The organism is Paenibacillus sp. Y859 (assembly GCF_056786405.1).
Genome location: NZ_JBXCIZ010000001.1, coordinates 528,697 through 540,948, shown reverse-complemented (window position 1 = coordinate 540,948; position 12,252 = coordinate 528,697). Strand labels below are relative to the sequence as shown.

At 40.0% G+C, this 12,252-nt stretch carries 14 protein-coding genes; all 14 read left to right on the top strand.

The features are described 5' to 3' along the window. Nucleotides 1-453, top strand: a complete 453-nt coding sequence (locus tag AC1TO8_RS02785; RefSeq protein WP_482054080.1) for a GNAT family N-acetyltransferase — start codon at nt 1-3, stop codon at nt 451-453. A gap of 220 nt (nt 454-673) precedes the next feature. Continuing rightward, a complete protein-coding gene (locus AC1TO8_RS02780; protein ID WP_482054079.1) occupies nt 674-1,111 on the top strand; it encodes an RNA polymerase sigma factor in 438 nt (145 codons plus the stop codon). Nucleotides 1,112-1,330: 219 nt separating this feature from the next. Next, nucleotides 1,331-1,534 (top strand): hypothetical protein, encoded by a 204-nt coding sequence (locus AC1TO8_RS02775; protein WP_482054078.1) that lies wholly within the window; start codon nt 1,331-1,333, stop codon nt 1,532-1,534. A 266-nt stretch (nt 1,535-1,800) separates the two neighbouring features. Beyond that, complete coding sequence (locus AC1TO8_RS02770) at nt 1,801-2,748, top strand: metal ABC transporter solute-binding protein, Zn/Mn family (protein WP_482054077.1); 948 nt, start codon at nt 1,801-1,803, stop codon at nt 2,746-2,748. Between the two features lie 2 nt (nt 2,749-2,750). Then, nucleotides 2,751-3,485, top strand: a complete 735-nt coding sequence (locus AC1TO8_RS02765; protein ID WP_482054076.1) for a metal ABC transporter ATP-binding protein — start codon at nt 2,751-2,753, stop codon at nt 3,483-3,485. Further along, a complete protein-coding gene (locus tag AC1TO8_RS02760; protein ID WP_482054075.1) occupies nt 3,482-4,393 on the top strand; it encodes a metal ABC transporter permease in 912 nt (303 codons plus the stop codon). Before AC1TO8_RS02765 ends, AC1TO8_RS02760 begins: the two co-directional genes overlap by 4 nt. Nucleotide 4,394: 1 nt before the next feature. After that, nucleotides 4,395-5,264, top strand: coding sequence for a metal ABC transporter permease (locus tag AC1TO8_RS02755; protein ID WP_482054074.1), 870 nt, complete (start codon nt 4,395-4,397; stop codon nt 5,262-5,264). 290 nt (nt 5,265-5,554) lie between these two features. Beyond that, the gene (locus tag AC1TO8_RS02750; RefSeq protein WP_482054073.1) at nt 5,555-6,067 is read left to right on the top strand and encodes a hypothetical protein; all 513 of its coding nucleotides are present in this window, start codon (nt 5,555-5,557) and stop codon (nt 6,065-6,067) included. A gap of 271 nt (nt 6,068-6,338) precedes the next feature. Then, nucleotides 6,339-8,690: a glycogen/starch/alpha-glucan phosphorylase gene (locus tag AC1TO8_RS02745; protein ID WP_482054072.1), complete on the top strand. Its 2,352-nt coding sequence runs from the start codon at nt 6,339-6,341 to the stop codon at nt 8,688-8,690. Nucleotides 8,691-8,853: 163 nt separating this feature from the next. Then, complete coding sequence (locus tag AC1TO8_RS02740; protein ID WP_482054071.1) at nt 8,854-9,678, top strand: CPBP family intramembrane glutamic endopeptidase; 825 nt, start codon at nt 8,854-8,856, stop codon at nt 9,676-9,678. Nucleotides 9,679-9,736: 58 nt separating this feature from the next. Next, nucleotides 9,737-10,177 carry a hypothetical protein gene (locus AC1TO8_RS02735; protein WP_482054070.1) on the top strand — a complete coding sequence of 147 codons (441 nt, stop codon included), beginning with the start codon at nt 9,737-9,739 and terminating at the stop codon, nt 10,175-10,177. Nucleotides 10,178-10,226: 49 nt separating this feature from the next. Beyond that, nucleotides 10,227-10,898, top strand: a complete 672-nt coding sequence (gene rpiA, locus AC1TO8_RS02730; protein WP_482054069.1) for a ribose-5-phosphate isomerase RpiA — start codon at nt 10,227-10,229, stop codon at nt 10,896-10,898. An 11-nt stretch (nt 10,899-10,909) separates the two neighbouring features. Continuing rightward, nucleotides 10,910-11,350 (top strand): VanZ family protein, encoded by a 441-nt coding sequence (locus AC1TO8_RS02725; protein ID WP_482054068.1) that lies wholly within the window; start codon nt 10,910-10,912, stop codon nt 11,348-11,350. Nucleotides 11,351-11,422: 72 nt separating this feature from the next. Next, the gene (gene pdaA / locus AC1TO8_RS02720) at nt 11,423-12,211 is read left to right on the top strand and encodes a delta-lactam-biosynthetic de-N-acetylase (RefSeq protein ID WP_482054067.1); all 789 of its coding nucleotides are present in this window, start codon (nt 11,423-11,425) and stop codon (nt 12,209-12,211) included. The last annotated feature ends 41 nt before the right edge of the window (nt 12,212-12,252 follow it).

The window sequence follows — 12,252 nt, the reverse complement described above, 5'->3', positions numbered from 1 at the left end:
ATGACGATAGTTGAAGTAACTAATCCGGATAAGTATCCGATGGAGTTATTATTATTGGCCGATCCAGAAGAGCGAGCGATACAAGCTTATATCACAAGAAGTAAGTGTTTTGTGAAGGAGGTAGATGGGGAGATTGTAGGAACTTATGTTTTACTACCGACAAGACCGCACACGATGGAAATTATGAATATAGCTGTAGAGGGATGTTCACAAGGCAAAGGGATCGGTCAACAATTAATTCATCATGCTATACAGACTTCCAAGGAATTAGGGTATACATGTATGGAGATTGGAACGGGTAACTCTAGCATCGCACAGTTATATCTATATCAGAAATGTGGTTTCAGAATCGTAAGTATCGAAAAGGATTATTTCACGCATCATTATGATGAGCCGATAATGGAGAATGGATTACAGTGTAGAGATATGGTGAGGTTGCAACAATATATATGATGGATAAGTTATGTGATTCTTTCGGTAACTTCGGTGAAATAACCAACAAGCAGGAAGAGACAATCTCATAAAGGAAATGGAAAGTCGAGAATTGGATATGGTTGATCAGCCCCGTAATAGGGGTTTTTCCATGTTTACAACATTTATATTAATAAAATAAATACAACCTGTCACAAAGAGCCATCATTTTCAGTTATATGGACAGAAAGGAGGGAATCACATGAATGAATCACCTAAATCAGATGGGAGTTTAGACATAGAAATAAAGTCGGTGGTGGAGAAGGTACAAACCGGAGACAAGCAAGCTTATGCCTTTGTTATAAAAAGGTTTCAAAGACAGATATTTTTGTATTGTTATTACCTTCTCAAGAGCGAAGAAGAGGCTGAAGATGCAGCTCAGGATATATTTTTAAAAGGATTACAGCATATCAATTGCTTTTCCAATACTGTTTCATTATCAGCCTGGCTTTACAAAATTGCCCACAATCATTGTTTAGATCTACTTAAGAAAAGAAATAAAAATCATCAATATTTATTGAAGTATAAGGCTAACAAAGAGCAAGAGAAAGATCTTGAATACACGGAGCTTATTCATGATTTATTAGAATATCTAAATGTTGAAGAACGGCAAATTCTCTTGTTACGATCCCATGAATAGCCGATACGACACTCACCAAATTCCATCTATATTCCATGAAAGATCTTAAATTCCGGATGTAATTCAGTAGAATATGTATAGAGTGGCGACGTTAGGGTGACGAACAATACTTCACGCATGGAGGTAGTGAAGTTGAGGCTTGAGTAGATGCAGAAAGTACACTTAATTAGCAGGAAAAGTAGGAAAAGAGAGAATTAGTTGTACAACCTACAGTTAAAAATGGCGATAACGCTAAAAAGTAGATTTTCCAGTAATTTAGATGTACTCCATGCAACTAAAGTTAGCTTAAGAGGAATTAGGTTGAATTTAGATGTACTTATTGCACCTAATAGTGAATGGTGGTGGGGGAAGGTGATTATTGGTGATAGTCTCGCTGTTGTAGCTCATATCTGCCAACGAAACTGTGGATCATTGGCAGCGTAAACGTAACCTTCTTCACTATATTATATAAACTCTTTCACCAAGGACGCCGAAAGGCGTCTTTTTTTGATTATCAGAAAGTATTCCTGTTTTATCGGTGGTTCAATGTAGTACTAGCTGTACAAGAAAACTCTTGACAAAGTTTCAATTTAGAATTACTTTTGTATATGACAACAAGTTTTGCCTTGATGCAACATTCATAGCTAGGGTGAAGATTCCATGGGCGTAAATATAAATTACATACTTAGAAAATTGAGGAGTGAGAAAGCATGCAAAAAAGAATGAGGAAGATGAAATTGGTTTTAATGATGGGTTTAGGATTGTCACTTTTATTATCATCATGTAGTTCTACTGCTGAGAATTCAGTAGCTGATAATAAAATTAAAGTCGTGACCACGATTGGTCAGATTGCTGAACCGATATCGATTATCGGTGGAGATCGTGTATATGTGGAGAGCTTAATGGGACCAGGAGTTGACCCCCATCTGTATAATGCTACGCAAGGTGATATTCAGAAGCTTGCGAACGGAGATGTTATTTTTTACAGTGGACATCATCTTGAGGGGAAAATGGGAGAGATCTTCGAACAAATAAACAAGACTAAGCCTGTTTTAGGAATTACGGAAGGCATTCCTGAGGAAGAGTTACTTATGGATGACACAGGAGCGATCGACCCTCATATATGGTTCGATATTGATCTTTGGAAGCAGGGGCTACAAGCTGCAACGGAAGAACTGAAGAAGGTCTCTCCGGAGGATGCAGCGTATTTTGAGTCGAATAAGATGGCCTACTTCGCGCAATTAGATGAATTGAAGAAAGAAACGAAAAGTAAGTTATTACAGATTCCCGTCGAACAACGGGTACTCGTTACGGCACATGATGCGTTCGGATATTTTGGACGGATGTACGATATGAAGGTAGTGGGTCTTCAAGGGTTGAGCACAGAGGCTGAAATCGGAATATCTGACATTCAATCGACGATTGATCTGCTCATGGAGTATCAGATCCCTGCTGTCTTTGTGGAAAGTAGCATTAATAAAAGTTCTATTACAGCGGTAATCGAAGGCGCTTCAAGCGCTGGGATCAAGGTGGAATTAGGCGGTGAGTTGTTCTCGGATGCTATGGGTGCAGAGGGAACAGAGGAGGGAACTTATATCGGGATGTATGGACATAATGTAGATGTTATCTATCAAGCTCTAACAGGAAAAGGTGAGTGACTATGAACGTATTAAATGTAAATGATCTAACGGCTTCATATCGGAAAAATAAAGTGTTGAATGATGTGTCATTTAATGTGCAATCTGGCTCATTGACGAGTATTGTAGGTCCCAATGGTGCAGGGAAATCTACATTGTTGAAAGTGATGTTAGAATTGCATCCTAGACTTACTGGAGATGTTGCTTTCTTCGGTTCGACGTTGAACAAGATGAAAACGAGAGTGGGATATGTGCCACAGCGTGGATCTGTCGACTGGGACTTTCCAACGGATGCTCTTGATGTTGTGTTAATGGGGTTGTACGGAAGAGTTGGCTGGCTGAAGTGGCCGAAGCGTGAGCATCGGGAAAAGGCGATGGAGTCGCTTGAGAAAATGGGGATGGCTGATTATGCTGGGCGTCAAATTAGTCAGCTCTCTGGTGGACAGCAACAACGTGTATTCTTGGCTCGGGCCCTTGTGCAGGAAGCCGATCTATACTTCATGGATGAGCCATTGGCTGGGGTAGATGCAGCTACGGAACAGGCGATCATGACGATTCTTAATGAGTTGAAAATGAAGGGGAAAACAGTGATGGTCGTACATCATGACTTGCAAACAGTCGAGGATTATTTCGATCATGTGCTGTTGTTAAACCGTACAGTTATAGCTCATGGCACAACAAGGGAGGTTTTTACAAAGGACAATGTTTATCAAACTTATGGAGGAACACTCCGTTGGATGATGGAGGCAGCAACATGAATATTATACTTTCTTATAATGCACAATGGGTTATTTTTAGTACATTAATTCTGGGTATGGCATCGGGCATGATGGGTTGTCTCGCCTATTGGAAACGTCAAAGTCTGATGAGCGATGCCTTATCCCATGCCGCTCTTCCAGGCGTTGTTATCGGCTTTGCGCTGGTCGGTGTGAAGAGTTTACCGGTGATGATGGCAGGTGCGGCGATCAGTGCGATAATTGCAGCTTTCCTCATTCAATGGATCCGTTCCTCAACCCGAATTAAAGAGGATACAGCGATGGGTATCATTCTGTCTGTATTCTTCGGACTTGGGATTATGCTTCTTACGATGGTAAACCGAATGCCAGGAGGGAATCAAAGTGGGTTAGATAGTTTTATTTTTGGGCAAGCGGCCTCTATGGTTCGGAAAGATGTGTACACGATGCTCTTGCTGGCAGTACTGGTCATATTGGTTTTATTTATCGGATACAAGGAATGGAAGATATTTCTATTCGATCCTGATTTCGCAAGAGGGCTCGGACTTTCAGGTCGACTGATGAACGCTATTTACTTAACGGTGCTAGTGCTTGTCATTATTACAGGAATTCAGGTTGTTGGCGTTATTCTCATGTCAGCACTACTTATTATACCAGCAGTCAGCGCAAGATACTGGACACAATCCTTCAAATGGATGCTGATCTTATCTGCTCTATTTGGGGGTGGCGCTGGAATGGCTGGAACGATCATTAGTACGCTGGGTAAGGGATGGCCTACGGGACCATTTATTATTGTGACTTCCTCTACATTATTTGTTATCTCACTTGTGTTTGGTGCCCAGAAGGGGCTATTGATTCAAGCGTTGCAACTTCGCACACAGAGAAAAGCGCATGTCTCTTCACAATTTAAACTTAAGCAAGGAGGGGAATAATATGTCGTATGCCGCATGGATTCTACTCACGGCATCCCTCGTTGGATTATCTTGTGGATTGATGGGTGTATTTCTTATCCTTCGAAGAATGGCTATGATGGCAGATGCGATCAGTCATTCGGTGTTAATTGGTATTGTCAGTGCTTATTTGATTACACGTGAACTGAGCGGTTGGCACATGATGGTAGGCGGGATTATTGCTGGGCTTCTAACAGCGGTGCTAGTTCAATGGTTTAATGCACGTGGAGTGCAGCAAGATGCCTCGATTGGTGTTGTATTTACTACGTTATTTGCCATTGGGGTCATTATGATTGCAACTCAGGTAGGGAATGCACATCTTGATGTGAAGCATGCACTTATGGGAGAAATTACATTCGTTCCTTGGAATGTTGTATCATTGCCTTGGTTTGGTAACATACCTGAGGCTACCTTAATCCTTGTTATCGTATTAATTATCGTACTTTTTGCGATTCTCGCCTTCTATAAGGAATGGAAGATCACGTCCTTTGATCCGATGCTTGCAGCAAGTATTGGTATTCCAGTAGCATTGATGCATTATCTGTTTATGACACTAGTATCCGTTACAACTGTCGCTGCTTTTGATGCTGTGGGAGCCATTATGGTTGTGGCGATGCTGATTACCCCCGCAGCAGCTGCCTATTTATGGACAGATCGATTGTCGATCATGTTAGTTCTGAGTGGAGCATTTGGTGTTCTATCTGCGATTGGTGGATATTATATAGCGGTATTCCTTGATACTTCGATCTCAGGTTCAATGGCTTTTGCAACAGGTCTAGTATTTATGATTAGTTTCTTATGTTCTCCAAAGCATGGGGTACTTGCTCAGTATTTTCGAACGGCTGAAACATGACTGATTGTCTAGCCTTGTCACACTTGGGTTGATAATCCCTAATATAAATTAATGGTATATTGGAAGCACAAGCCCTCCGTTGTTACGGAGGGTTATTCTTAAGTTAAAGAAGGTACAATATTTAAATAATTATGTAACTATATTGCAACGTATTGCCATTTTGAATCGTTTATAGTTATGAAAGAGTTGTTCATGGTAATTATTAGTGTTTGAAGTTTACTCCACAGGGGAATCATATAGTATAGAATTTGAATGTTATGTAATGAATATGCAGCCAAAGGAGAATTTTCATGAGAAAAAAATCCGCCCTAATTATGATGATTATGACAGTTATCCTTTTACCCTTTATTACATCTGCCAGTGCAGTTGCTAATCAACCAATACAGGTGAAGCAGGATATAGTTACAGCTTATATCACGTTACTTGTACATAAAGAGGATCAGATGTTAATCGAGGCAGATGCTATTCAATGGTATGAAGGTGAAGATGCAAGCAAAGTATTCCTCGAACGTGAACAAGATACAGGTGATCTAGATGGTCCGCCAGATGGGTACTACATCCTAAATGACAACGAAGAACTGACAACGTATAAAGTATCAGACAACGTCGAAGTACTGATGCAAATTTATGATCGTGACGGTACCTATGAAGGAATGGATATCATCTGGAATGAGCCTATATCTCTAAATAAGTTTCAATCGGTATTCGAGAATAACGAGTTCATGGATTTAAGTCAATTCCCTTATCATTTGACGATAGAAGATGGTGTTGTAGTTCGAATTGTTCAACAATATGTTCCATAGAAGCACGATAAATACTGTACGAAGAGAAGGGCCGATTCCGATGATACGTCATCGATTCGGTCCTTTTTGCACGTATCTTAAGGAATTGCTAACCGAAAATGAATGAAGGTATAGAAGTGTATGATCCTTCGACTTAACTTTTAGTCTTTGAACATTACATATTCATCACGAAAGAGATCAATCAAACGTATACATATAATATTCCTATAAGCGATCTCATGTAGTTACAGTAGCAGCATCTGAAAGATCACCCCCCAGGAGGGATGCCAATATGTTTAACAACAAAGAAGCGTTTAAGCAACTCTTTCAGGAGAATCTGGTCAGTAAATTGGGAAAACCGAAGATGGAAGCCCAGAAAGAAGATGTATATAAAGTTCTGAGTAGTATGATCCATGAGTATGCAAGGGGAAATTGGATAGAGACAAATCGAAATTATCAATCCCATCAGGAAAAACAGGTGTATTATTTCTCGATGGAGTTTCTCATAGGTAGGCTTCTTGGTAATAATTTGCTTAATTTAGGTGTGCTTGAGCTTGTAAGGGATGGTCTTAAGGAGTTAGGATGGGATCTTGAGGAAATTGAGGAAGAGGAGTCAGATGCAGGTTTAGGAAACGGAGGATTAGGCCGACTTGCAGCTTGTTTCTTAGACTCTTTAGCTACACTACAGTATGCGGGACATGGCTGTGGAATACGATATAAATATGGTCTATTTGAACAGAAAATTGTTGAAGGAAATCAAGTGGAATTACCAGATTATTGGCTTCAGAAAGGGAATGAATGGGAAGTACGTAGACCGGATAAAAAAGTGGAGGTACGCTTCAAGGGGAATGTAGAAATAACTGTGGAGAACGGTGAATTAGTATTTGAGACCCATAATTATGAAGCGGTCACTGCCATACCTTATGATATGCCAATCATAGGGTATGGCGGGGAGCATGTTAATACTTTACGGATATGGAGCGATTGTTCCGTTGATTCTATCTCTGAATTTCTATATCCTGATGATTCGCAATATGAAGGAAAGCTACTCCGACTCAAACAACAATATTTCCTATGTTCAGCAGGTCTACAGAGTGCTCTGCGTACATTTGAAAAGCTTGGATTATCTATTGAGCATTTGCCTGAAAAGGTAGCTATCCACATTAATGATACACATCCTACACTTGTCATTCCTGAATTGATGAGGATATTAATTGATGTAAAAGGGTTGGGTTGGGCTGAAGCATGGGACTTAACTACGAGAACAGTCTCTTACACGAATCATACAACTTTAAGCGAGGCACTTGAGAAATGGCCTGTTTCTATGCTGAAGGAACTACTCCCACGTATTTACATGATTATTGAGGAGATCAATACAAGGTTCTGTGGCATGCTGATGAAGCAATACCCGGATCAACCAGAAATCGTGCCACAGATGTCGATTATTGATGGGGAGCAATTGAGAATGGCGAACCTGGCTATTGTAGGTAGTTACAGCGTGAATGGTGTGGCGGCACTTCATACTGATATTTTGATGAAACGCGAAATGAAGTTATTCTATGATCTGTATCCAAACCGTTTCAATAATAAGACGAATGGAATTACACATCGACGTTGGCTGTTGCATGCTAATCCAGCACTTTCTAATCTAATTAATGAGTCCATAGGCACACGGTGGATGGATTCTCCAGAAGAGATGGTCGGAATATTGAAATACAGCGAGGACAGTGGCTTCCAAGATCGAACTCGGGCCATTAAACAGCATAACAAATTGAAACTTGCATCTTATATTCATGACAAACAGGGAATGGTCGTTGATCCATACTCTATCTTCGATGTTCACGTGAAGAGGCTGCATGGCTATAAGCGGCAGTTGATGAACATCTTGCACATCATGTATTTGTATAATCAATTGAAACAAAATCCGGCGATAGACAGAATCCCGCGCACGTTTATTTTTGGAGCTAAAGCCGCACCGAGCTATTGGTTGGCTAAAAGAATTATTAAACTTATTAATGTAGTAGCTAATCAAGTCAATCGAGACCGAAAAGTGAATCAGAAGTTGAAAGTCATATTCTTGGAGAACTACTCTGTATCGCTAGCAGAGAAAATTATTCCAGCTGCGGATGTCAGCGAACAGATTTCAACGGCTAGTAAGGAAGCTTCTGGTACAGGAAATATGAAATTTATGATGAACGGTGCACTGACAATTGGAACGATGGATGGGGCTAACGTGGAGATGCATGACATGGTCGGGGACGCTAATATGTTTATCTTCGGTTTACAATCCGATCAAGTACTTGAATACTATGAGCATGGTGGTTATACAGTGCAGAATGTGTATCACAGTGATGCGCGTGTACGGGAAGTAATGGATCAATTAGTGTCTCCAGGTTACTTCGGTCTAAATGGATATGAATTCGAGGACATATTTCATTCGATCATGAGTACTAATGATGAGTATTTTGTACTTAAGGATTTCGCAAGTTATATTGAAGCACACCAACAGATTGATCGTTCCTATCGTAGTCCGAAGAAGTGGCAACGGAAATCCATCATAAATATAGCACATTCCGGGAAGTTCTCAAGTGATTGCACAATTCGTAAATATGCTTCTGAAATATGGGGGTTAGAGAGAATTTAATATAACTGGGGAACGGATATCAGCTTAAATGGCTGGAAACCGTTCCCTTTTTCAGTTTTTTCAATCATTAGTTTCCTTGACAATCGAGCTTCCTAATTTTAAGATGGGAAGGCTTACCATCCTTACTTGAATAAACCTTCAACCGAAGAGAAATTAGGGGTTAATGTTGACGTCTACATATGGAAAGAATAATTCAAGTATTTCTTTCATGGCTATGTTTATTATTTTTGTTGGAACGGTAATCTTGGTTCAATTAACAACGGGTTATATCAGTTTGGGATGGATAATCATCCTATGTGGGATTAACCTGTATAAACCTGTAACTCGTCGTATTCGTGCCGTTTCTTTCTTAAGTGCTCTCTATGCCCTGGGTTACTGGATAACCGTCAGTTTGAATTCCTGTATAACTGATTATCTTATCTTTCTAGAATTTCCTAGGGAATTAATCATTGCATGTTCTCGACTGAGTCTCATTGGATGGGTTGTTCCGTTCATTCTCTTTAAGAAGATGGACAAGACTACGACAGATTATATGGCCAAGGGGAGCTTTACAGAAAGTATTCATTTTCCTTTGATATGGCATGGAGTGAAGGATCCGATTTGGAGATTTCTACTGATTGCTTCATGTATTGTTATTCTTTCATTTAGTTTCGTCATTGATGTTAGCCCGGCAAATATCAATACTCTCCTGTGGGCTAGTATCCTATTTGCGCTAATTAATTCTGTACTAGAGGAAATACTATGGCGCGGGCTCATTCTCAGTCGATTCGTTGATATGTTAGGTGAGGGCTGGGGACTCATCATCGTTAGTATTGGTTTTGGAATGTATCATTATTCAATAGGGTTCCCATGGAGTGTATGTGCTTTATTCTCTATATTCGGTATGTTATTAGGAGGAATCGCCATCCGTTCAAAAGGGCTAGTCCCCGTTATCATTCTACATTTTATAATGAATATATTGTTTGCATTAAGCGGATTAATCTTCTAATTGCCTACTCTCGTGTTAAACTGTATAGACATCATGAATGAAAAAGGGGGAGTATGGCGTGATATATATTGCATTAGTAGTTGGTATCATACTACTGGTTGTATCCGGTGTATTAGCACGGAAGAATTCACAGATCATTGCAGAGAAGAAGAATGAGGATCAAGGACCAAGCCCATCCTCATTGCAATATACAGTTCATATGACTGACAAATGGGAAGATCAGGACTCATTATCACTTATTGTTTTGTTTCAGACTTCCTATATCGTTGAAGAACGAGAATCTCAGGCCTATCTCTGCCGGGTTACTGGCAAACGTGGTGAACTGAAACTTTATGAGGCTGAGAATGTTATGCTTCATAATATTCGCCACGCCAAGCGGAAAGGAAGTTTATTGTCGGGTGTGGCTATGTTCGATTTAGCGATGAATGAGGATGAGAAGGTAGCTTTAACTCGATTAGAACAGGTGCTAACAGAGCATCCGAATGGAAATGATCAATAAGATCAACGAAATTCATGAATATGGACTATTCTTAGGAGTGTGAACTGGGATGAATATGAAGAGAATTGCCGCTGAACACGCTGTACAATATATCAAAGACGGTATGAAAGTTGGATTGGGAACGGGATCAACAGCCTATTGGGCTATTCAGAAGTTAGGAGAACGAGTGAAGGAAGGGCTATCTATCCAGACTGTCGCAACCTCTAAAGCTTCAGAGAAGCTGGCCGTTGAACTTGGGATCCCGATCATACCTTTTACAAAATTGGATGGTTTGGATGTAACGATTGATGGAGCAGATGAAATCAATACAGATCTAGACTTGATAAAAGGTGGCGGGGGTGCGCTTCTTAGAGAGAAGATTGTGGCATATCATAGCGCAAAACTTATTATTATTGCAGATGAGAGTAAAAGGGTACAAACACTAGGACAATTTCCTCTACCGATTGAAGTTATTCCTTTTGCAGTAGATTGGACACTTAAAGCTTTAGAGGCGCTTGGTTGCCGTGCTCAGTTGCGCACGGATGATGAACATTTGTTCATTACGGATAATGGAAATTACATCGCGGATTGCAGTTTTGGATCTATTGCAGCTCCTCTTAAACTACATAATGAAATACTAGGTGTTCCAGGTATCGTGGACAATGGATTATTTATCGGACAAGCTGATCTGGCGATTATTGGCCATAGGGATGGTAGTATAGAAGTATTGGAACGTAAATGAGGGTGCGTAGATTGAAAAGAAGAACTCGAAATATCATATTAACGATTCTGATTTTTTGTTATAGTGTGTGTCTCTTGTATTGGATGTTTGTTGGTTTTGGACGGGTTAGACATTCTGGTGGACCGCTTAGGTATAACATAGTACCATTTGAGACGATTTGGCTATATATTCGGAATATCAATCATTTACCCAATCGGACATGGATCATTAATTTATTCGGAAATATGGGTGTGTTTGTACCTTTTGGACTGATACTTCCTATTATTATTACAAGACTGAGATCCTGCTGGAGATTAATGCTGATCTTTGTACCTGTCGTGATGTTGCTAGAACTATCCCAAATGTTGTTACGTGTAGGAAGCTTTGATGTTGATGATGTGATCTTAAATGTTATCGGAGTATGGATAGGATACGGCATATTACGACGATTATTCAAACGTTACATATCTTAGGAGAGAACGTGGAATATTACCTCTAACTTGGTTCATGACCTTGAAATCTTGTGCAGAGGTGGAATATTTGTAATGAAACGTCCAGTTCTTCTTTTTATCGCATGCATGATATTGGCTTTCGGATATACACAGACAAGAGCAGATGCAGGTACTACGGATCAACGTCCCTATCACTTTGGATTCAAGAAAAGTAAAGACGGACAACTTCCATCCATTAATGAAGAAGGGTTCAAATCCATATTACAAAAACATGAAGCGATCTTTCTTGGGGATACGAATCAAAAAGAGATTTACTTGACCTTTGATAATGGTTATGAGAACGGGTATACAGCAAAAATTTTAGATGTTCTTAACGAAAAGAAAGTACCCTCGATCTTTTTCGTGACGGGACATTATGTGAAAAGCCAGCCGGAGTTGGTCCAAAGAATGGTCTCTGAGGGTCATCTTATAGGGAACCATTCATGGAGTCATCCCGATGTTACTCAAATTTCTAGCGCTCAATTGAAAGATGAGTTGTCCAAGGTGAAGGATGCTGTAGCGAATTTAACGAGCCAGAAGGAAATGACTCTTCTCCGTGCTCCTCGGGGTATTTTTAATGAAGCTATGTTGGAATCTAGCCGAAATGAAGGTTATACCAATGTATTCTGGTCTGCTGCATATAAAGATTGGGATATCCAAATCCAAAAAGGATCAGAATACGCCTATACTCAAGTGATGAATCAACTACATCCCGGCGCTGTCATATTACTTCATTCGGTTTCTAAAGATAATGCAGAAGCGATGGGACGGATTGTTGATGATGCTAGGAAGCAGGGCTATGTATTCAAGAGTCTCACGGATCTAGTGAAAAAGACATACTAAGATTGACAATAGCTCCACTTTAGATTATCTTTAAACTAAGA